Annotated in this window: 17 protein-coding genes and 2 pseudogenes; 17 read left to right on the top strand and 2 right to left on the bottom strand. The window is 60.7% G+C overall.

What is annotated here, in order from left to right; all coding sequences use genetic code 11:
- Positions 1–75 precede the first annotated feature (75 nt).
- Complete coding sequence (gene nadB / locus AB3X39_RS06935) at positions 76–1746, top strand: L-aspartate oxidase (RefSeq protein ID WP_369416633.1); 1671 nt, start codon at positions 76–78, stop codon at positions 1744–1746.
- Between the two features lie 21 nt (positions 1747–1767).
- Here nadB and nadA read toward each other — a convergent pair whose 3' ends face one another.
- Entirely contained in the window at positions 1768–2871 is a 1104-nt protein-coding gene (nadA, locus tag AB3X39_RS06930) for a quinolinate synthase NadA (protein ID WP_369416632.1), read from the bottom strand.
- 16 nt (positions 2872–2887) lie between these two features.
- Positions 2888–4345: a roadblock/LC7 domain-containing protein gene (locus tag AB3X39_RS06925; protein ID WP_369416631.1), complete on the bottom strand. Its 1458-nt coding sequence runs from the start codon at positions 4343–4345 to the stop codon at positions 2888–2890.
- Positions 4346–4657: 312 nt separating this feature from the next.
- On the opposite strand from AB3X39_RS06925, the gene AB3X39_RS06920 reads away from it, so the two are divergent.
- The 16 genes and pseudogenes from AB3X39_RS06920 to AB3X39_RS06845 form a co-directional block, all read left to right on the top strand.
- Complete coding sequence (locus AB3X39_RS06920) at positions 4658–5452, top strand: c-type cytochrome (RefSeq protein WP_369416630.1); 795 nt, start codon at positions 4658–4660, stop codon at positions 5450–5452.
- 140 nt (positions 5453–5592) lie between these two features.
- Positions 5593–6399 carry a JDVT-CTERM domain-containing protein gene (locus tag AB3X39_RS06915; protein WP_369416629.1) on the top strand — a complete coding sequence of 269 codons (807 nt, stop codon included), beginning with the start codon at positions 5593–5595 and terminating at the stop codon, positions 6397–6399.
- Positions 6400–6439: 40 nt separating this feature from the next.
- A complete protein-coding gene (locus tag AB3X39_RS06910; protein ID WP_369416628.1) occupies positions 6440–7351 on the top strand; it encodes a c-type cytochrome in 912 nt (303 codons plus the stop codon).
- A gap of 122 nt (positions 7352–7473) precedes the next feature.
- Positions 7474–8415, top strand: a complete 942-nt coding sequence (locus AB3X39_RS06905) for a c-type cytochrome (RefSeq protein ID WP_369416627.1) — start codon at positions 7474–7476, stop codon at positions 8413–8415.
- Between the two features lie 316 nt (positions 8416–8731).
- Positions 8732–9058 carry a JDVT-CTERM domain-containing protein gene (locus AB3X39_RS06900; protein WP_369416626.1) on the top strand — a complete coding sequence of 109 codons (327 nt, stop codon included), beginning with the start codon at positions 8732–8734 and terminating at the stop codon, positions 9056–9058.
- A gap of 164 nt (positions 9059–9222) precedes the next feature.
- Complete coding sequence (locus tag AB3X39_RS06895; RefSeq protein WP_369416625.1) at positions 9223–11112, top strand: choice-of-anchor D domain-containing protein; 1890 nt, start codon at positions 9223–9225, stop codon at positions 11110–11112.
- Positions 11113–11154: 42 nt separating this feature from the next.
- Positions 11155–13080, top strand: coding sequence for a choice-of-anchor D domain-containing protein (locus AB3X39_RS06890; protein ID WP_369416624.1), 1926 nt, complete (start codon positions 11155–11157; stop codon positions 13078–13080).
- Between the two features lie 321 nt (positions 13081–13401).
- Positions 13402–14382 carry a choice-of-anchor D domain-containing protein gene (locus AB3X39_RS06885; protein WP_369416623.1) on the top strand — a complete coding sequence of 327 codons (981 nt, stop codon included), beginning with the start codon at positions 13402–13404 and terminating at the stop codon, positions 14380–14382.
- A 119-nt stretch (positions 14383–14501) separates the two neighbouring features.
- Positions 14502–15008: a TlpA family protein disulfide reductase gene (locus AB3X39_RS06880; protein WP_369416622.1), complete on the top strand. Its 507-nt coding sequence runs from the start codon at positions 14502–14504 to the stop codon at positions 15006–15008.
- A 21-nt stretch (positions 15009–15029) separates the two neighbouring features.
- Entirely contained in the window at positions 15030–15272 is a 243-nt protein-coding gene (locus AB3X39_RS06875; protein WP_369416621.1) for a DUF4266 domain-containing protein, read from the top strand.
- Positions 15259–16437: a DUF3570 domain-containing protein gene (locus AB3X39_RS06870; protein ID WP_369416620.1), complete on the top strand. Its 1179-nt coding sequence runs from the start codon at positions 15259–15261 to the stop codon at positions 16435–16437. Before AB3X39_RS06875 ends, AB3X39_RS06870 begins: the two co-directional genes overlap by 14 nt.
- A 35-nt stretch (positions 16438–16472) precedes the next feature.
- Positions 16473–17429 carry an FAD:protein FMN transferase gene (locus tag AB3X39_RS06865; RefSeq protein ID WP_369416619.1) on the top strand — a complete coding sequence of 319 codons (957 nt, stop codon included), beginning with the start codon at positions 16473–16475 and terminating at the stop codon, positions 17427–17429.
- A gap of 136 nt (positions 17430–17565) precedes the next feature.
- Positions 17566–19467 (top strand): protein-disulfide reductase DsbD, encoded by a 1902-nt coding sequence (dsbD, locus tag AB3X39_RS06860; protein WP_369416618.1) that lies wholly within the window; start codon positions 17566–17568, stop codon positions 19465–19467.
- 108 nt (positions 19468–19575) lie between these two features.
- Positions 19576–20094: a ribonuclease E activity regulator RraA gene (rraA, locus tag AB3X39_RS06855; protein ID WP_369416617.1), complete on the top strand. Its 519-nt coding sequence runs from the start codon at positions 19576–19578 to the stop codon at positions 20092–20094.
- Between the two features lie 18 nt (positions 20095–20112).
- Positions 20113–20652, top strand: a pseudogene (locus AB3X39_RS06850) (DUF1186 domain-containing protein); the annotation flags it as partial.
- Positions 20653–21039: 387 nt separating this feature from the next.
- Positions 21040–21114, top strand: a pseudogene (locus AB3X39_RS06845) (SEC-C metal-binding domain-containing protein); the annotation flags it as partial.
- Between the last annotated feature and the right edge of the window lie 8 nt (positions 21115–21122).

Genomic DNA, 21122 nt, shown 5'->3' with positions numbered 1-21122 from the left:
TCGAACCATCCTATCATCCGCAACTTGCCGACGTGCGATAAGACCATGACTTCGATTGATGCAATGCATTTTCCCGTGAGTGCTTCCCAGAACGACCCGTCTGTAGCCCCCTTGCCCGTGGTGGTGATTGGGGCTGGTTTGGCGGGATTGACGGTCGCGCTGCAACTCGCGGCGGAGCGCCGGGTGATTGTTTTGGCCAAGCGCAATTTGGACGAGGCCGCGACGGCGTGGGCTCAAGGCGGCATCGTTGGCGTCTTTGATGGCGATGATGACAGCGTGGAGAGCCATGTCCGCGACACCCAAGATGCCGGTGCTGGACTGGTGGATGAACATACCGCTCGTTTCATCGCTGAGCGCAGCGCTGAAGCGGTGGCTTGGTTGGTGGGGCGGGGTGTGCCGTTTTCACCCGATCCGGCGGGGCCTTTGGGCTTGCATCTGACGCGGGAAGGGGGTCACACCGTGCGGCGTATCGCTCACGCGGCTGATGCTACGGGCCGGGCGATTCATCAAGCCTTGCTGTCTGAGGTGGCTCAGCATCCCAACATCGAGGTGCGCCATCCTTGGATGGCCGTGGATCTGATCACGTCAAGGCATGTGCGGCGTCAAGAGCGTCCTCATTGCTATGGGGTCTACGCCCTCGATATTCGCAGCGGGCGGGTTGAAACCTTGCCGGCTAGCGCGGTGGTGCTTGCCAGCGGCGGGGTGGGCAAGGTGTATCGCTACACCAGCAATCCGGATACCGCCACTGGTGATGGCATCGCGATGGCGTGGCGCGCGGGCTGCCGGGTGGGCAACATGGAGTTCATCCAGTTCCATCCGACCTGCCTCTACCACCCGCAAGACCGCAGCTTTTTGATCACCGAGGCCTTGCGCGGGGAGGGGGCTTATTTGCGCTTGCCCGATGGCACCCGGTTCATGCCGGCACATGATCCGCGGGCTGAGCTGGCGCCGCGCGATATCACCGCCCGGGCGATTGACTTCGAGATGAAGAAGCACGGTATCGATCACGTTTGGCTTGATGCGACCCATCTTGGCGAAGACTTTCTCAAGTCGCATTTCCCCACCATCCACGCGCGTTGCTTGGCATTAGGTATCGACATTGCCAAACGTCCCATTCCGGTGGTGCCGGCGGCGCACTACACCTGCGGTGGGGTGGTGACCGACTTGCATGGGCGTACCGATTTGCCGGGTCTTTATGCGGTGGGTGAAACAACCTATACCGGTTTGCATGGGGCCAACCGGCTGGCGAGCAATTCGCTTTTGGAATGCGTGGTTTTGGGTCAGACCTGCGCTAAGCACATCTTGGAACGGTCGGCATGTGATCGACCGATGTTGCCCGTTTGGGATGAAAGCCAAGTGGATGACGGTGACGAGCAAGTTGTCATCTCGCACAACTGGGATGAGTTGCGCTTGGTGATGTGGAACTATGTGGGCATCGTGCGCACCACCCGGCGCTTGGAGCGTGCCTTGCACCGCATTCACTTGTTGCGCGGCGAGATTGACGAGTACTACGCCAACTTCCGCGTCAATCGCGACTTGCTGGAATTGCGCAACTTGCTCGAATGCGCTGAGCTGATCGTGCGCTCAGCCCTGATGCGCCATGAAAGTCGGGGCCTGCATTTCAGCCGCGATTTTCCGGACACCCTGCCAGTGAGTTTCCCCACGGTTTTGATGCGTGAGGCCCGCAGCGCGCGGTTGGGTGACGCTGAAACCCTGCGGGTTTGGCCGATCGGTAAGGGCTCTTGAGCTTCTCGGGCTGGGCAAGACTTAAGCGGCTCCGATACCCCTGACGAGGCCGGTGGTGGGTTGGGTGGCTGCTGCTGTGAAGCCCAGCATCCGGTCGATGCAGCGCAAGGCGTCGCGGCCAAGGGCCGGGTCGATCTCAACGGCTCCGGTGCTGCGTTCAAGGCAATCCACCAGCCCTTGCAAACCATTCATGGCCATCCAAGGGCAATGGGCGCAGCTCTTGCAGGTGGCGCTGTTGCCGGCGGTGGGCGCTTCGAGCAAGACCTTGTTGGGTGCAGCTTGGCGCATGCGGTGAAACATACCGTTGTCGGTGGCAACGATGAACTCAGGCGCGTCGAGCTCCATCACGGCCTTGAGCAGCGCCGCTGTCGAGCCGACCACATCGGCCTGCGCCACCACCGCAGCGGGTGACTCGGGATGCACCAACACCTTGGCCAACGGGTGGTCTTGGCGCAGTAGCTCCAGCTCGCCGCCCTTGAATTCGTCATGGACGATGCACGCACCGTTCCACATCAGCATGTCAGCGCCGGTTTGTTCTTGGATATAGCGCCCGAGGTGACGGTCCGGGGCCCAGAGGATCTTTTGGCCTTGGGCATGCAAATGGCTCACGATGGCCAAGGCGCAGGAGCTGGTCACCATCCAATCGGCCCGCGCTTTGACAGCTGCACTGGTGTTGGCGTAGACCACCACGGTGCGATCAGGGTGGGCGTCACAAAAAGCCGTGAAGTCGTCCGTTGGACAGCCGAGATCGAGTGAACAGGTGGCGTCCAGATCGGGCATCAGCACGGTCTTGTGGGGCGACAGAATTTTGGCGCTTTCCCCCATAAACCGTACGCCTGCGACCACCAAGGTCTGGGCCTTGTGATCGCGGCCGAAGCGGGCCATCTCTAGAGAGTCGGAGACGCAGCCGCCGGTTTCGAGGGCCAGGTCCTGCAAATCGCCATCCACGTAGTAGTGGGCGACCAAGACCGCTTGGCGGTCTTGCAGCAACTGGCGTGCCCGGTCTTTGAGGGCAAGGCGTTCAGCCGGTGTAAGGGGCGCAGGCACCTTGGCCCAAGCGTGGGCGGTGCAAGTGGCGCCCGAAGCAGAGGGGCGGTCGTAGTCGAAGGCGGCGATGTGGCTCATCCCGCCATCGTACTAGCTAGCCCAGCGCTTGGATGGTTTCCATGACCCGAAAACGTGTGATGGCCAGATTGCTTCGGAGCTTATCGAGCACCGCCAGCAGGAAGTATTCGGGGTGGGCCGGCAGCACGCGCAGGATGTGATAACGCGTGCCGGCGGTGACGAGGATCTCTTCGACCGGCTCATTGGGTTTCCAATGCCCCAATGAACGCAACGATTCGCGATGGGCGCGCAGGATGTCACTGCCTGCCTGCACGGCACGGTCGATGTCTGGGCCATAGCCACTGCCGGCAAAAACATGCCCACGTCGAACATCGGCGATGGCGACATAAATCAGGCCGTCAACCTGCATCAGGTCTTGGATCAGCGCCTCCGTGCGGAGCAACTCAGGCAGATCATTGGCTGCGGCGACCGGAGGTGGCGGCGTGTTATCCGGTGAGATCAACGTGAGCGGGCCGGGCTGCGTGTTGGTGCCTCGCGGTTGTTGCGCCAAGTGCCCGGCTGCTGTTGTGGGTGCAGCAGACGCCGCTACATGGGGTGTGAGCGACGCAGTTGCGGACAACGGGTGCGACGACGCCGACAGCGACGATGGCGACTGTGATTGCACTGGGCTGGCTGCTGCTGCCAAGCAAACATGCTGCCAGTGCCCAAGAAGCTTGTTCCAGACGCCGCTGGCGCTGCTGATGGACTCACTGACCGTCTGAATCTGGATATGGCGTGGCCAAACGGTGCGTTCGATCTTGGTGACGATCCAATGGGCCCCTGTTGGCAACAGAAACAGCAAGTGTTGGCAGCGCCACTCAGCGCTTGCGGTGACGGTTTGCAGCATGCGCAGCATCTCATCGACCGAAGACGGGTGCATCTGGTGATCAACCACCACGGCCCCCAAATCGGAGCGCTCCATCAGCGTGAGCGGGATGCTGGCAATGTCACTGCTGCGCCCCGGGACATCCGCGTGATAGATGCGCAGCATCTCATCACTGTTGCGTGGCAAGCTGGTCCGTTCAATGGTTGCCAAGGACTTAAAGGTGCCTTGATCGCGCACATGCATCCGGTCCACCGGTTGACCTGTGGCATCCGATAGCGTTCTCACCACCGCACCGGCCCAGACCCGTGCCGGGTCAAACAGCGTGATCATGCGTTGCCGGGTGGTGGTTTGGGTTTGATCGGCGTGGGTTTGAGCCAGATGCAGGCGCAGAGTCTGCGCCGGTGAGCCATTGACGAACAAGTCATAGACCTGCTGGGGCTGAATGCCTCCCGGTGTCTCATGGACCGCTCGAACCGCTTCTTCAAGAATCGCGGTGGAGGCAAAGCCGCTCCCTGAGGCCAGTGACGACTTGGGGTCGTATCCGGCGCCATTGCTGAGTCCACCCGGCGGCGGTGCCGAGGGGGCAAAGCCACCCGTCTCACCCGGCTGGGGGCGATGCAATTCCCGGTTGTGCGGGGTCAGCTCTGCGAGCAGGGTTTTCAGCAGCATCTCAGGTCATTCCAACTCAAAAGACATCTTGCCGGCCAAAAGCTTGATGCAAGGTAGCGAGGTATTCAGTCGATCCCATGGCTTAGGCGAATGTAAAAGCCTATGGTGATTCATGGGTTACATCGGGACATGATTTAAGCAAGAACGTGGGGCTATTTGTTGTTATAGAACCACGTATGCACTGCCAACAGATCACGACCATGGATGGTAGCGAGATGGCTTGATTTCGCCATCCACCGATCAGCAATTCTTCATGGTTGGACGGAACAATCGGCGTGGTTTCAGTTCGACGCCACTCCACTCCTCTGACCCATGCATACATTGATCACGTCTTTTTGGCAGCGCCGTTGTTCAGCGCATTCTGCGGCTTTGGCGTTAGCGATTTTGGCGAGTTGGGGTGGTGCTGCATCGGCGCAAAGCGTTTCGAGCGGGCAAGCTCTTTATGCTGGGTGCGCGGGCTGCCATGGCGCGACGCCTGCTACGGGTGCGGCCAAGATCCAACTTGGTACCAGTGCGGCGGTGATTCAGAACGCCACAGCCAATGTGGCGGCGATGCGAGGCATCAGTTTGAATGCCACCCAAGCGGCTGATTTGGCGGCGTTTATTGCAGCGAGTGTGGCTGGCGGTGGCGTGTCACCAACGACCGGCACCACCACGGCTCCATCCGCCGGTGTCGCCAATGGTCAAGCCTTGTACGCGATGTGCTCGGGTTGTCACGGTGCGGCGGCCAATGGCTCTAGCGGTATTGGCAAAGCGACCAGCGCCTCCGCCATCCTGAATGCGATTGCCCGGGTGGGTGCGATGCGTGGCATCAGTTTGAATACCACCCAAGCTGCGGATCTCGCGACCTACATCAGTAGCCAACGTGGGGGTGTCACCTCCGGCGGTGGGTATGGCGGCGGGGAAAGTGGTGGCGATGGTGGTGGCGATGGCGGCGGTGCCTATGGCGGCCGTGAAAGTACCCATGGTTTCGGCAATCAGCAAGCTTTGATGGCTTCAGGAGGGTGCACCGTGGCGCGTTCTGACCAAGGAGCAGATCCTCTGTGGCTTTGGATGCTTGTGGGTGCCGGTTGGGTGGTGCGTACCCGTCGGACGGTCAAGGCGTGAACTTCTCGGTGTGAACGGTTAGCATGGATGTCTCATTCGCCTGTGGTCGATAAGGGAACGCTCAGGCAATAAATCGGGCTGGCATAGACACTTCGGGCGTTCTTCGCGGACGTCAAACCGATTTTTCTAGGCTATTCACCATGTTGCACCTCCCTCTCGTCAGCTCCATTCGCCATTTTCTGACTGCAAGCGTGGCGGTTTTGGGCTTGTCACTGGGTGGTGCGGGTGTGGCTCAGGCTCAGGTGGTGAGCAACGGCGCCACGCTTTACGCCAATAACTGCGCCATGTGTCACGGCGCATCCCCCGCGACGGGCGCGACGCGCATTCAATTGGGAGTGAGTGCTGTTGTTCTTCAAAACGCCATCGCATCTTTCCCTGTGATGCGTGGATCGAATCTTCTCGCGTTGACGTCAACCGATTTGGGGGATGTGGCCGCTTTCATTGCAGCGGATATTGCCGGTGGCGGTACGACCACGCCGGTAGCGCCGACGACGCTCACCACGGCTGTGGATCGGGGTCAAGCGCTCTATGCCATGTGCGTGGCTTGCCACGGCGCAACCCCCGCGACGGGTTATCAGGGCATTCGTAAAGCTACCAGTAGCACCAAGATTCTGAGTGCCATTGCTCAGGTGCGCATGATGCGTACGCTAAGTTTGAATGCTACCCAAGCCTCGGATCTTGCGGCTTATGTGGTTGCCAGCGTCTCAGGCACCGTGACGAGTACCCCAGCTGCTGGCACCACGGGTACGACTGGCACGACGGGGAGCAATCTGGGAACTTCATCGACACAATCCACCACGGCTGGAGCCGCTGCTACGCAGTATCCCGCCTTGACGGTAGCCGGCGGGTGCACTCTTGGTCGTGCCGATCAAACCGCTGATCCGCTGTGGCTGCTGCTATTGGCTGGAGCCGGCTTGGTGCTTGGGATCCGTCGTCGGACTCTTTGAATCGTTGCTGGGGTCGTACGTTGTGAATATTCGGTTTCTTATGGGTGCCGCTGTTGCTGCATGCAGTCTGCTGGTCAGTGGGCTTGCTTTGGCTCAAATGGCGACGGGTGTTGGCAATGCCCTGACCGGCCAAGGGTTGTTCGATGCCAACTGCAAGGCGTGCCACGGCAACACCAACCCGGCGGTGGGCACCTTGAATGTGCAAAAGGCGAACACCGCTGCTGCGCTGCAAGCCGCCATCACCACGACCAGCCCGACGATGAGCAGCACGCCCAGTCTGCAAGGGCTCTCGTTGGTGCAGTTGGCGGACATCGCGGCCTATGTGGCGGCTGATGTGAATGCGGCTGCGACCGGCAATGTGGCCAATGGTCGCCTGATTTACGCCGGCAGTTGTGCGGCCTGCCATGGCCCGGTACCCGCCACCGGCAATGCCCGTGTCTATCTGGGGATGAGTGCAGCGGTGTTGCAAAACGCCATCGCCAAGTTCCCTTCGGCCATGGGTCCTTCCGCTTCTTATGGTCCGTTGCGCTTCAACTGGAGCCCCACGGAGCTGAATGACGTGGCGGCTTTCATCGGCACCGATGTGGCTGCGGCAACACCCTCGACGCCGATCGATCGTGGGCAGGTGCTCTACACCACGATGTGTTCGAGTTGTCACGGTGGGGCGGCTCGTGGGGGCGAGCGCATGGTCAAGGCCACGCATCCGGATAAGACCTTGCACGCCATTGCCAGCGATAAAGGAGGCATGGGTTCTTTGTCTTTTGTGACAAATGAACAAGCCACCGATATCGCGCTCTACATTGGTGCTGCGGGCCCCACGGGTGGCTTGAAGGGTTGGCTCGGTGGCGGATGCACCCTTGGGGCGGCCGATGAACCGGCGGATCCGCTGTGGCTCTTGATGCTGATGACGGCTATGGGCGTTCTGGGACTGAGACGCTCGGTCAAAGTGTGATTTGTTTGTGATGTGCTTAGGGCGCACGCCGCCGCTAAGGGAAGGATCAGGAAGGTGACGGGGTTGACGCGGACACTTCACTCCGTTGTCTTTTACATGCTCCTCACCAGAGTTTTCTTCCCATGTCGTACCTTGCCCGTCTTACCGCACCGCGTCGCATCTTTTGTGCTGTTGCTGCTGCCCTGAGCTTGTTGGGGTGTGTAGCGGGCTATGCGCAGACCACGACTGGGGGTAATGCCCTCACAGGGCAAGGACTGTTTGATGCCAATTGCAAGGCATGCCACGGCAATACCAACCCTGCTGTGGGTATCTTGAATGTGCAAAAAGCCACCACGGCCACGGCGCTGCAAGCCGCGATCACGACGAATAGCCCGACCATGAAGCTGATGCCTTCTCTGGCGGGTTTGTCTTCGGTGCAGTTGGCGGATATTGCTGCGTACGTGGCGGCCGATGTGGCTGCGAGTGCGACGGGTAATGTTGCTAATGGGCGGGCTTTGTATGCTGGCACTTGCGCAGCCTGTCATGGACCTGCACCTGCAAGTGGTAATGCCCGAGTCAATTTGGGGGTCAGTGCCGCGGTGATTCAGAACGCCATGGTCAAGTTCCCTGTGGCGATGAGCCCAACGGCAGGGTATGACCTTCGGTTTAACCTCTCGGCAACGCAGTTGGATGACGTGGCCGCCTTCATTGCTGCTGACGTCACTGCAGGCACGGCGTCAACGTCCGTCGATCGTGGTTCTGTGCTCTATACCGCCATGTGTTCGCGCTGCCACGGTGGTGCTGCGAACGGTGGAGAGCATGTTGCTAAAGCCACGAACTCCGGCAGCACCTTGAGCGCCATTGCTCGCAACAAGGGCCACATGGGTTCCTTGGCCTTTGTCACGAACGAACAAGCTTCCGATATCGCGGCTTACATTGCGGCGGCCGGTCCTTCAGGGGGGTTGGCTGGCTTGATGGGAGGGTGCACCTTGGGTCGATCGAATCAACCGATGGATCCGTTGTGGCTGTTGCTCTTGATCGGTTCGGTGTGGGTCTTGCGGGCCCGTCGCGCAGTCAAGGTTTGAGTCGCACGGGTGGATGGGTAACATGCCGTCTACCCATTTCGCTGGAAGTTGTTTCATGCCCCCAGTTCATCGTCTATTGCCCAGTTCACTGCTGCTCTCCCAAGCCTTGCTGGCGGTCATCTTGAGCGCATCAAGCCATGGGGTTTGCGCGCAAAGTGCCTCTAACGGGGCTGTTTTGTATGCTGCTTTGCAGTGTGGAAGTTGTCACGGTGGAAACACCGTTCAAACCAACGCGGGGCACATTCAACTGGGTGTTGATGCGGCCAACATCAAGAACGCAACATACGGGCTTGTGGGCATCAATATTGGGACCCAAATGTCGCCGTACAAAGGCATTGCCGACAGCAACTACAACGATTTGGCCGCTTTCATCGCCCAGCAAGTGGGCGGTGGTGTCGTGGCTACATGTACTTCTGCCGGGGTCCCGACGGCGTCGTCTTTAGCGACAGCTGTGGTCTGCCCACCGTCCAGCGGGACTGGGACTGGAAGTGGTGCTTCAGGCGCTGCCGCCAGCAGTAGCAGTGGTGGCGGTTGCACTTTGGGTCGTACGGATGCGTCGACCGATCCTCTGTGGATGGTGTTGCTTGGCTCGGCGGCCATGGTGTTGCGCCGTCGCCGTCAAGGCCGTAAGCAGCTCGGTTGATCTGACGCATGCGCTGAAGTTGTACCGGTAAGCAACACTTCAGCTAAATCTTTCCTGCGATCCGCAAAATAACCGATGGGAATCCTTCCCATTTATAGAAAATGGATCGCATCCCACCATGCCGGCTTTGGCCGGGTGTTTTCGTTTAACGGCCTGTCAAGCCCATGCTGATCTACTCCCAACTGCTGTCTCGGCCTGCTTTCTTCCGAGGACTGCTCATATCCAGCGCCTTCGTCGTCTTCGGAGCTTGGACGGGCGTCGCTTCGGCGCAGAGTGCTACCAACGGCGCTGCGTTGTACCCAGGATGCAGCGGCTGCCATGGCATGGCACCGTTCACGGCTAACGCATCGAAAATCAAAAATGGGGTGAGCGCTGCGAACATCAAGAACGCTGCGTATGGTCTGCTTGGTAAGGGTGGCGGGTCGATGGGGGGCTATACCTCCCTGACCGATACCCAGTACAACGATTTAGCGGCTTATATTGCCAGCTCAATCGGTGGAACGTCCACTTGCGTGTCCTCTGGCGTGCCTACAGCCAGTACTCCTGCGACAGTGGTGGCCTGTCCCTCAACTACTGCGCCGGCTGTAACGCTCTCATCCACGGCTGCCCAAGCCTTCGGCAGCGTGACCACCGGCACGACCAGCACGGCACATAGCATCACGCTGACCAATTCGGGCACGGCGGCCCTCAGCATCACTTCGATTTCAACGACCAACGCCGCTTTTGCGGTGAGCCATACCTGTGGCACCAGCGTGGCTGCTGGCTTGGGCTGCACGCTCAACATCACCTACGCCCCTCAAGTGGTGGGGGCCGCGTCGGGCAATTTGAGCATCGTGACCAACGCGGGTACGAACACGGTCGCGTTGAGTGGCACCGGTGTTGCACCGGTGGTGACGGCGCCGACGGTGTCGTTGTCCACGGCTTCGCAGGCCTTTGGGAGCGTGACGACAGGGACAACCAGTGCTGCGCAGACCATCACGCTGACCAACACGGGGACAGCAGCGCTCAATATCACATCGATTGGCACGAGTCATGCCGCTTTCACGGTCAGCCACACTTGCGGTACCAGCTTGGCGGCCACGGGCAGTTGCGTGATTTCCATCCGCTTTGCGCCCACAGTCAGCGGTGCTGTTTCTGGCACCCTGAGCTTGGTCACCAACGCCGGCAGCTCCCCCAACACGGTCACGTTGAGTGGTACCGGCGTTGCACCCGTGGTGACTGCACCTGTGGTGTCGCTTTCACCCGCGATCGGGCTCAACTTCAGTGCGACGGTGGGGACACCGACGCTTGCGCAAACGGTCACTTTGACCAACAGCGGTACAGCTGCATTGGTCATCAACAGCATCTCTGCCACCAACGCGGCCTTCACAGTCAGTCATACCTGTGGCATCAGCGTGGCGGTGGGTGCGAGTTGTGCGATCAACATCGTTTTCACGCCTGCGGTGGCTGGTCAAACTCCGGCCAATGTGGTGATTGCGACCAACGCCAGTTCGACTGCCAGCACCGTGGCGATGGTCGGCACGGGCATGGCTGTGGGTGTACCGACAGCGTTGCTGCATTGGGACAGTCCGGTGCCGTTCAGCTTTGGAACTTCGGTGGCTGTGGGCACGAGCTTGTCGCACACCTTCACCCTGAGTAATGCGGGCACTGTGGCTGCCAACTCGGTGTTGCTGGCGTTGAATGGCACAGATTTGGCTGATTTTCAGATCACCGGTCCTTGTTTAGCGACCGGTGGAGTCACCTTGGCTCCGTTGAGTAGCTGTCAGATCACCGTCACTTTTGCCCCGACCACGGGCGGTGCCAAGTCTGTGAGCCTTGGGGTGACGGGCCAAGGCGGCACGCTGCCGACAGCACTTGCCTTGAGCGGTACCGCTTTGGCTTCGACATCTGGCCTGACGGGTGCTGGGGTGACGCCGAACAACACGTCGTCTGCTGCCGCCTCATCCGGTGGTTGCACCTTGGGTGCGGCTGATCAGCCGATCGATCCCCTGTGGCTGTTGATCCTCGGCGCTGCGGCTTGGGTGCTGCGTCGCCGTCGTTTTTTTCCTGTCTGACCCCGCGAGGGTTCCTTTTCAACCTCGATTGAGAGATCACACATGACCTTGCGCTCCTCTTCTCGTGCCTTTTCTCGCACGGCCACCGCTGGTGCTATCACCGCCCTTACTTTGATGACCATGGGGGGTGGGGCAATGGCGCAGGTGGTGCCTAGTGCTACGAATGGTGCAACTCTTTACGCAACTAAGATGTGTACGAGTTGTCATACTGCACCTCCAAAATTGACCGATAGCAATCTTGTCTATTCGGGTGCTAGTGCCGCACGGATTAAGAATGCGATTTATGGAGCAGGGCTAGATAGCAAGGGACGCATGACGGCTGGTGGTGGACAGATGGGCCTGTACATGGCGACGGGCTTCATACCTCTGGCGGATGCTGATTTGAATGACTTGGCTGCTTACATCGCGCAGTCGGTCAACAGTGCAACGTATCCCTTGCAGTGCGTGGCTTCATCCGCGACGACCCCAACCACTGCGAGCCCTGCTACGACGGCGGCCTGCCCGGTGCCAACATCCCCAGCGGTTTCTTTGTCCAGCACTGCCCAGGCCTTTGGCAACATCCAAGTGGGTGCCACGGGAACGGCAACCATCACCGTCAACAGCACGGGCACAGGGGCTTTGAGCATCACCTCGATCGCGATGGTGGCTGGTAGCAACGCGGCTTACAGCGTCTCGGCACAAACCTGTGGCACTGTGCCAGCCACGATCGCTGCGACCAGCGGTACGTGTACGGTCACGGTGCAATTCGCACCGACCGTTGCGGCCGCCGCAACCGGCACCCTCAACATTGCCACCAGCGCCGGCACCCAAACGGTAAGTTTGTCGGGCACGGGCACGGCTGTTCCTACGCCTGTGGCTGGGTTGTCGTCGAGTGCTGCGCAGGCTTTTGGCAATGTGAATGTGAATGCAACCGGCGCGGCCAAGACCATCACGCTGAGCAACTCGGGTAACGCTGACCTGACCGGCATCAACATCACCGTCCCGGCTGGTTTCACCAGCTCGACCACCTGTGCGGCGACTTTGCCCGCAGCGACCAGCTGTGACATCACCACCAATTTCGCGCCGACAACAGCCGGCGCAGCCAGTGGTAACCTGAGCATCGCCACCACCAATGGCGGCACACATACGGTGGCTTTGAGCGGCACGGGGACAGCGCCAGCCATCACCCTGAGTGCATCGAGCCTGAGCTTCACCGCCTTGGCGGGTGGCACAAGCGCCGTGCAACATGTCACCCTGACCAATTCAGGTAACGGTCCGTTGACGATCTCGGCGGTGGGCCTGCCTGCTGGGTTCTCGGCCTCCGCAAACACCTGTGTTGCCACGATTGCCGCTGCAGCGACTTGCGGTTTGGATGTCACCTTCACGGGTGCTGCTTTGGCGGCCACAGGCACCGCTGCTGCCGTGACCATCACGTCGGATGCTGCCACCAGCCCGACCTTGAACCTGACGGGCAACACCCTGGCAGCCAACGCTCCAGTGCTGACTTGGTCTGGCGCCTTGGCTGGGGTGGCCGCTCCTAGCGTGACCGTGGGCACGGCCGTGACCACCGGCACCACGACCACGCAAACCATCACACTGAACAACGTTGGTCAATCGGCTACGGCTCAAGCTCTGACAGTCAACCTGATCGGCGCGAATGCGGCGGATTTCACCGCCAGCGGTACCTGCCTGACCGCAGCAGCGGTGCCGACGACCACCGGCAGCAACAGCTGCACGGTGATCGTGAGCTTTGCACCGACCAGCGCCGGCACCAAGACGGCCACGCTGACGGTCAATAGCCTTGATGGTTTGCCGCCGGTTTCGGTGGCGTTGAGTGGCACGGCCGTGGCTCCGGCTGCTGCACCGTCCTCCAGCGGCGGTGGTTGCACCTTGGGTGCAGCTGATCAGCCGATGGATCCGCTGTGGATGCTGATGCTGGGTGGGGCTGCTTTGGTGTGGCGTCGTCGCGCTAGCCGCCAAGCTGTGTAAAAAGTCCGGTGTGAGGTGCGGGGGCGGTGGTGGCTGATAAGCAACAACTCAGACAAACGCTACCCCCCATCGTTACGATTCTGTCTATGGCATTTCCTCAAATCTGAGCAACCGACACACCGACTATTTATGCGCACAACTCACCGCCAGCTCGCTTCACTGACCTCTTCGTTGCGTCCGCTCTTGTCCACGCTGTTGGTGGCTTCAGCCTTCGGCTCGGTTTCCGTCAATGCGATGGCGGCCAGTGCCACGTCGGGACAGAGCCTTTACACGGCGGGTAGTTGTTTTGCATGTCACGGAAGCACGCCCGGGACATTGAACATGTCCAAAATTTGGAACGGTGTCAGTGCACAGGCCATCAAAAACGCATGTGGCGTCAAGATGGTGTGTCCGTCCATGACCGACAGCCAATACAACGATCTGGCCATGTACATCGCCACAGCGCGTGGTAACGCTGCTTTGGCGACCTGCATCGGTGGTAGTTGCAACCCCTTGCCGGCTGTGACTTTGAGTGCCACGGCCTTGGCTTTTGGCAGCGTGGATGTGGCTCGTCAGAATGCGGCATCGCGGACTAAAACCATCACGGTGACCAACAGCGGTCAAGGTACCTTGAACGTGACTTCGGCCAACTTGACGTCTGGTACGCAATTCACCAAGGTGGCCGGTGCAGATACCTGCACGGGGGTTGCGGTGGCGCCTGCGGCGACGTGCTCCGTGGGTGTGCTCTTCACACCGACAGGGTTGGGTACCCCGGTGCAAGACACCCTCACGCTGACCACCAATGCAACACCCACGACCAACGTGGTCACGATGAGCGGGCAGGGCACCAATGTGCTGGCGCCCTTGAGCTGGTCGAGCACCACGGTGGCAGCTTCCAATACGACCGTCGGTTCGACCAGTGCTGCTTTGACAGCCACTTTGACCAACGTTGGCGGCCCGGACTCAGCTTCTGTGGTCGTGCCCTCGCTGGCTTCCGCCGACTTCACGGCGCTGACGGGGACTTGTCTGACGGTGGGAACCTTGGCCGCCAATGCCTCTTGTACCCTGAGCACCACCTTCCAACCGACGACAGCCGGTGCCAAGACTGCGACCCTTGATATTACGACCACCGGCCAAGTGCCCGGCACACTGACTTTCAGCGGTACGGGCTTGGCTCAGGCCACGGCCGGTAACAACGCTGGCGGTGGTGGCTGCACCCTTGGCGGCGCTGATCGTCCGATGGATCCGCTTTGGGTACTGATGCTCGGTGGCGCTGCTTTTGTTTTGCGTCGGCGTCTGCCCGGTGCCAAGGTCGCACGTTAAGGTACTGGCTGACCCGAAAGGTTGACCCCTATCCGGCACAAGAGTCGGGTTTGGCGGGCCGGTGCGAGAGTACCGGCCCGTTTTTCAAAGTCTTTTTTAATTTTGTTCAGGACTGAACCATGAAACGTCTGATTGCTCTTGCCTTTGCGGCGGCTGCCGTTGCTACCGCTCCGATGAGTGCCATGGCCGCCCATGCGGGCGAAGTTGCGCCCGAGATCCATGTGGATAGCGCCAAAGGCGCCCTGAATCTGGCTTCGTTCAAGGGCAAGGTGGTGTACCTCGATTTCTGGGCCTCGTGGTGTGGCCCCTGCAAGCAATCCTTCCCGTGGATGAACGATATGCAGACCAAGTACGGTGCCAAGGGTTTGCAAGTGTTGGCCGTCAACTTGGACGCCAAGAAGGCCGACGCTGAAAAGTTCCTGCTCGATACGCCCGCCAGGTTCCAAGTTGCCTTCGATCCCAAGGGCGAAGCACCGCGCACCTACGGCATCAAGGGCATGCCCACCGCTGTGTTGATCGGCGCTGACGGCAAGGTCATTGAGCAACACGGTGGCTTCCGTGAAGAAGACCGGGCGCACCTTGAAGAGCAAATCGTCAAGGCACTGGCTGCGGCCTCGGCCAAGTGAGTTGAACCCTAGGAGATCCCCATGACCCTTTCGATGACATGGCAGCGCCGCGTCGGTGTGGCCAGCGTGATGCTGGTTGCCCTGCTGGCCGGTTGCAGCACCTTCCAGCCGCCCCAGCCTTGGGAAAAGGCCGATCTGGCCAAAAAAGAGATGACGATGGAGACCGATGCTCTGGATCAGGGCTACGTCCAGCACATCTATAGCAGCAAGGAAAATGCATCGGGTGGTTATGGGGTGGGCGGAGGTGGCTGTGGCTGCAACTAAGAACGAAAAGAACGCGACTGGGGCTGCTGTGGATGCACCACGTCCTTTGGGTGCGTTGGCCTTGGCCGCTTTGGCTTTGCCCGGTGTGATGCCTCAAGTGGCGCACGCTGAGCTGGCCCCAGAGCAGGCGACGTTGTCGGTCAAGTGGCTCAACTACCACGACGCCCAACCCGGTTTGGACCGGATCAACGTCAATGCGACCTCGCTCAACCTCGTGGCTCCCATGGGTCACCGCTGGTCGTTTGACGGTACCTTGGTGCGCGATCAAGTGTCTGGTGCCACACCGCGCTCCCACACCGATATCTCCAGTGCGACCAAAGTGGTCGGCGGGGTGGGCGGCATGCATGACACCCGCAATGAATACGGCGGCAAGATCACGCATTACTTCGAACGAGCAGCGGTGGGTGCCGGGATTTCGCACTCGGCGGAGCACGATTACGTGTCCGATTCTTGGTCAGTGGATGGTCGAATCGCCAGCGATAACCAGAACACGACGTGGAATGCCGGTATCGGCGGCTCCAACGATTCGATCAACTCGGTCAATCAAGTCGCTGTGGGCAAGACCAAAACCTCGATGGATTTCATCGTTGGGATGACCCAAGCTTGGAGTCCGTTGGATTTGGTTCAGGTCAACTTGAACATGAAGACGGCCAACGGTTATCTGAACGATCCCTACAAGAATTTCGACCAACGCCCCGAAAACCGTGATGCCACGGTTGTTTTGGTGCGCTGGAACCACCATTTCACCAACCGTGGCACCACCTTGCGCAGCAACTATCGCTATTACAGCGATACCTACGGCATCAAGGCACACACGGTCGATACCGCTTATGTGATCCCGGTGAACGACAACCTTGTCGTGACCCCGAGTGCACGCTACTACGCACAAAAGGCGGCGTCGTTCTATTTCGATCCTGTCGCCGGCAATCCGTATTGGTCACCCACCGGGCAAGCCTTCTTCTCGGCGGATCAGCGTCTGTCGGCCTTTGGTGCCGTCACTGCGGGAGCGAAGGCGGAGTACCGCATCAATCAGCACTGGAGTGCCGACGTCAAGTACGAGCTCTACAAGCAGATGGCGGGCTGGCGTCTCACCGGTGCGGGTTCGCCGGGCGTGGATGCCTTCACTGCCTCGTTCCTGCAAATCGGGGCGAGCTACCGCTTCTGATGCCTGATGCTCGGCACTGATTCGATGCTGCTGTGTTGACCAACGCTGCATTGCCCAAATCCCAACTGGTTCGGCCGGAAGGCCATCCAGCGGGGCCGGAATTCGGCTTCGAATTCATGGCCATGGGCTCGCCGTGTCGGCTCAGGCTGGCTCGGCTCGACGAGGCCAAGGCGCGCGCTTTGGCGGAAGAGGTGGTGGCGGAAGTGCGGCGTATCGAAGCCAAGTTTTCGCGCTACCGCGCTGACAGCGTCGTGTCGCGCATCAATGTCAGCGCGGGCAGTGGTCAGGCGGTGGCTGTGGATGCTGAAACGGCCGCGCTGCTCAACTTGGCCTCCAAGCTTTATCTGGGCAGCCAAGGCCGCTTTGATATGACGTCAGGCGTGCTGCGTCGGGCGTGGAATTTCCGCACCGACCGCATCCCGACCCAAGCTGACATCGATGCCGTTTTGCCTTGCATCGGCTGGGACAAAGTGCATTGGCATGAAAGTTCACGCCGTATCGAGCTGACCCAGCGCGGTATGGAGCTGGACTTTGGCGGTCTGGGCAAGGAATACGCCGCAGACCGTGTGGCCACGCGGCTGATCGACGCGGGAGCCACCAGTGGCTTCGTCAACCTGGGTGGCGACATCCGGGTGCTGGGGCCTCAGTCGGACGGTTTGCCTTGGCGCATGGGCATTGCGCATCCACGTGTGGATGGCGCGGTGATTGCGGGCATCGATTTGTCGGGCGGCGCTTTGGCCACCAGTGGTGACTATGAGCGCAGCATCGAACACCAAGGGCGGCGTTATTGCCACATCCTTGATCCGCGCACCGGCTGGCCGGTGAGCTATTGGCGTTCTGTCAGCGTGGTGGCGCCGGGCTGCTTGGCTGCCGGGGCGCTGACCACAATTGCGATGCTGCTTGAAGGTGACGCCTTGGATTTCCTGCGGGGGCAGGGCGTCGGCTTTCTCGCGATCGATCAAGACGGTCACATCACCCAAGAGGGTGTATGAGGCTCAGCGTTCTTTTCCCAGCATTCTTTTGAGTCCTTCTTCAACAACCGAGAAAACCATGAATCCACGCATTGTTCTGGGGGCCGCCGGGGGCGGATGGACCCTGCAGTTGCACCAACGAGCGAGAGAGCTGCTGATGGCTGCACTCGCCTTGACGTTGCTCTTTTTGCAAACCTTGGTGCCGGCACAGGCCGCAGAAGAGTTTTTGGAGCCCGATCAGGCCTTCAAGCTCAGCAGCCGAGTGGCGGATGCCCGGACCCTGGAACTGCGTTTTGAAGTGGCCAAGGGCTACCACTTGTACCGTGAACGCCTGAGCTTTGAAGCGGCTCCGGCGGCTGTGGTCTTGGGTCAGCCGGTGCTGCCGGCCGCGATCAAGAAGTTTGACGAAACTTTCGGCAAGGAAGTTGAGATCTATCACGACACCTTGATCGTGGGTCTGCCGGTGCAAGCCGCTCCTGCCGATTTCAAGCTCAGCGTGGGCTATCAAGGGTGTGCCGAGAAGGGCCTGTGCTACCCACCGCGCACCCAAGTGCTGCGTGTCAGCAGCACGGGTGGGGCCCTGAGCAGCGTGCAGATTCTGAGCGATGACGAAGCCGCTCGCTTCGACCCGGCTGCCAGCGCTCCGGCTCAGTTGCTGACGGGTTCGGCCATGACCCCGGTTGCTGCGGCTCCGCAAGTTGCCGCCGTCGAGGTTTCGCCGGCTTCCACACCTGCGGTCAAGAAGTCAGAAGGTTCGGGCATCGACGCTGCGTTGCGCTCGGGCAGCTTGCTGACCGTCGTGGGCGTGTTCTTGCTGGCCGGTCTGCTGTTGTCGTTCACGCCTTGCGTGCTGCCGATGGTGCCTATCCTGTCCTCGATCATCGTCGGTCAAGGTGAAAACGTTTCGCGTCTGCGGGGCTTCACGTTGGCCGTGGCCTATTCGCTGGGCATGGCGCTGGTCTACACCGCCTTCGGTGTGGCTGCGGGTCTGGCCGGTGAAGGTTTGGCGGCTGCGCTGCAAAAGCCGGGCGTGTTGCTGGGCTTTGGGGCCTTGCTGGTGACGTTGTCGATGTCGATGTTTGGTTTCTATGAGCTGCAAATGCCCAGCTTCATCCAGACCCGTTTGACGGAAAAGTCGAGCCAGATCGAAGGTGGCAGCTACATCGGCGTGTTCTTGATGGGCGGCATGTCGGCCCTGATCGTGGGTCCTTGCGTGGCAGCTCCGTTGGCCGGCGCGCTGGTCTACATCAGTCAAACCAAGGACGTGCTCTTGGGCGGTTTGGCGCTGTTTGCGCTGGCTTGCGGCATGAGCACCCCGTTGCTGCTGGTGGGCCTGTCGGCGGGCTCCTTGCTGCCGCGAGCTGGCGGCTGGATGGACGGCGTCAAGCGCTTCTTCGGTGTGATGCTGATCGCGGTGGCGATTTGGATGATCACCCCGGTGCTGCCGACGTGGCTGCTGATGCTGGCTTGGGCGACTTTGCTGCTGATCAGTGCTTCGTTCATGCACGCCTTTGACAGCCTGCCGTTGCATGCGACCGGCGGTTCACGCTTCATCAAGGGGCTGGGCATCATCATCGCCATCGTCGGTGGCATGCAATTGGTGGGCGCACTCTCGGGCGGTCAAGATCCGATGCAGCCGCTGGCTCACCTGATCGGTAGCAGCCACGCTGGCGCTGCCGGTGAGGGCGCTGCGGTGGCCAAGGGTCCGAGCTTCAAGCGCATCAAGTCGGTGGCTGAACTCGACGCCGCTTTGGCCAGCGCTGGCAAGCCGGTGATGCTCGACTTCTTTGCCGACTGGTGCGTGGCTTGCAAGGAGTTCGAGAAGTTCACCTTCCACGATCCGCGCGTCCAAGCCAAGCTGGCGGGTGTGTTGCTGCTGCAAGCCGACGTCACGGCCAACTCGGCCGACGACAAGGCGCTGATGAAGCGGTTCGGTCTCTTTGGCCCTCCCGGCATCATCTTCTTTGATGCCAAGGGGCAAGAAGTGGCCGGGGCGCACGTGATCGGCTATCAACCGGCCGATCAGTTCCTGCAAAGCCTCGGCCAAGCTGGGATCTAAAGCCCCGACAAGGCCCGACCGATCTTGAGCTGACACCTGTTTTGTCAGCTTGATGCGAAGAAGCCGTGCTCCACTGCACGGCTTCTTTTTTTTATTGGGATGACTTCCATGACCCCGTCTTCGCTGTCTTCGCTGTTGGCTTCTCCGCAGTCCACCTGCGACCTTTGCGATACCCACAAGGGCGACGGCAGCGGCGCTTTTCGCGTTTTGCCGCCGGTGTTTCGCTCCTTTGGCGGTTGGCGGCACTTTGCCGGCCCGGTGGTCACCGTCAAATGCTTTGAGGACAACACCTCCGTCAAAGCCTTGCTCGAAGGCCCCGGCTTGGGTCGGGTGCTGGTGGTCGATGGTGCGGCCTCGCTGCGCCGGGCCTTGATCGGCGGCAACATCGCCGCCGCTGCGGCCAAGAACGGCTGGGCCGGGGTGGTGGTGGATGGCTGCGTGCGGGATGTGGCCGAGCTGGCCCAAGCGCAAGTCGGCATCGTGGCTTTGGCCGCTATGCCGCTGCCGACCGAGCGCCGCCAAGCCGGTCAGGTCGATGTGGCGGTGCAAATTCAAGGCGTCTGGGTGCGTCCCGGCGACCACTTGGTGGCCGACGACGATGGCATCGTCGTCATGGCTGCGGTTTAATCGCTCCCTTTGAGAAAGATGGCTGCTTTGAACACGTCCTTTTTGCCTCCTGATGCTGCTGCGACCCCTTTGGCCGACTGGCCGGCCCTGCGGGCGCAGATTGAGACGATCACCGAGCTCTATCCCGAAGCGGCCATGGCGCAGCTCGACGCCCAGCGCGCCGCCTTCGCCGAGCCTATGGTGCAAGTGCTGATCGATGTGGCGGCCGACCCTGAGCCAGCGTGCATGCCGGACTACGCCTTGCACATGCTGGCGATGCACTGGCTGGCCGTGGGCCGCGATACCCGTGCCTATGCGCCGCTGATCGCCATCGGCCGGCTCGACGCGCACTTGGTGATGGATGAGCTGCTGGGGGACGTGGTGCATCAAAGCTACGGCCGCTGCTTGGCGGCGGTCTGTGACGGCCATCTGGAGCCGTTCAAAACGCTGATCGAAGACGACAAGGCCTCGCTTTGGGTGCGCATGGCCGCGCTCGACGGCTGGGCGGTGCGCGTGCTCGAAGGCGACGCCGAGCGCGCTGAGCTGATCGCGTATTTGCAAGATCTGGGCACGCGCGAAGCCGAGCGCCAAACCGCGCTGCGCGCTGCCGGTCAAGGCCCAGCCCCGGCCACCGATGAAGATCTGGGGGATCTGACCTTGCTCGACGCCGTGGCGACGGTGGCGGCGGACATCAGCGCCCAAGAGCTGGGCCCGCAACTCAAGGCGTGGATCGACAGCGGCGTGTTGCACGAGGAATTCGCCGACTGGGCTTACCTTGAAAAGAACCTGAACACGCCCTTGGAAGAGCATGTGCGCGAAATGCGTGACAACGGTCGGGGCTACCCCGTCGATGTGCAAACCGAAGTGGCGTGGTGGTATCACCCCACCGAAGTTGAAGATGAAGGCGTCGGTGCGGCCTATGCCCGCGAAGCCCTGAGCGAGTTGCCACAACCCTTTGTGCGCGAAACCCCCAAGGTCGGCCGCAACGACCCATGCCCCTGCGGCAGCGGCAAAAAGTACAAAAAGTGCCATGGGGCTTGAGGGTATGA

Source organism: Leptothrix ochracea (assembly GCF_041083635.1).
Taxonomy (GTDB): Bacteria; Pseudomonadota; Gammaproteobacteria; order Burkholderiales; family Burkholderiaceae_C; genus Sphaerotilus; species Sphaerotilus ochraceus.
Note: the sequence above shows the minus strand (reverse complement) of the source record. Positions and strands in the feature narration are given on the sequence as shown.

What these genes read in the sequence shown, in the direction of transcription:
- nadA (WP_369416632.1), bottom strand. Translation starts at nt 2,871, where the DNA reads ATGAGCCACATCGCCGCCTTCGACTACGACCGCCCCTCTGCTTCGGGC.
- AB3X39_RS06925 (WP_369416631.1), bottom strand. Translation starts at nt 4,345, where the DNA reads ATGCTGCTGAAAACCCTGCTCGCAGAGCTGACCCCGCACAACCGGGAA.
- AB3X39_RS06920 (WP_369416630.1), top strand. Translation starts at nt 4,658, where the DNA reads ATGCATACATTGATCACGTCTTTTTGGCAGCGCCGTTGTTCAGCGCAT.
- AB3X39_RS06915 (WP_369416629.1), top strand. Translation starts at nt 5,593, where the DNA reads ATGTTGCACCTCCCTCTCGTCAGCTCCATTCGCCATTTTCTGACTGCA.
- AB3X39_RS06910 (WP_369416628.1), top strand. Translation starts at nt 6,440, where the DNA reads ATGGGTGCCGCTGTTGCTGCATGCAGTCTGCTGGTCAGTGGGCTTGCT.
- AB3X39_RS06905 (WP_369416627.1), top strand. Translation starts at nt 7,474, where the DNA reads ATGTCGTACCTTGCCCGTCTTACCGCACCGCGTCGCATCTTTTGTGCT.
- AB3X39_RS06900 (WP_369416626.1), top strand. Translation starts at nt 8,732, where the DNA reads ATGTCGCCGTACAAAGGCATTGCCGACAGCAACTACAACGATTTGGCC.
- AB3X39_RS06895 (WP_369416625.1), top strand. Translation starts at nt 9,223, where the DNA reads ATGCTGATCTACTCCCAACTGCTGTCTCGGCCTGCTTTCTTCCGAGGA.
- AB3X39_RS06890 (WP_369416624.1), top strand. Translation starts at nt 11,155, where the DNA reads ATGACCTTGCGCTCCTCTTCTCGTGCCTTTTCTCGCACGGCCACCGCT.
- AB3X39_RS06885 (WP_369416623.1), top strand. Translation starts at nt 13,402, where the DNA reads ATGTCCAAAATTTGGAACGGTGTCAGTGCACAGGCCATCAAAAACGCA.
- AB3X39_RS06880 (WP_369416622.1), top strand. Translation starts at nt 14,502, where the DNA reads ATGAAACGTCTGATTGCTCTTGCCTTTGCGGCGGCTGCCGTTGCTACC.
- AB3X39_RS06875 (WP_369416621.1), top strand. Translation starts at nt 15,030, where the DNA reads ATGACCCTTTCGATGACATGGCAGCGCCGCGTCGGTGTGGCCAGCGTG.
- dsbD (WP_369416618.1), top strand. Translation starts at nt 17,566, where the DNA reads ATGGCTGCACTCGCCTTGACGTTGCTCTTTTTGCAAACCTTGGTGCCG.
- rraA (WP_369416617.1), top strand. Translation starts at nt 19,576, where the DNA reads ATGACCCCGTCTTCGCTGTCTTCGCTGTTGGCTTCTCCGCAGTCCACC.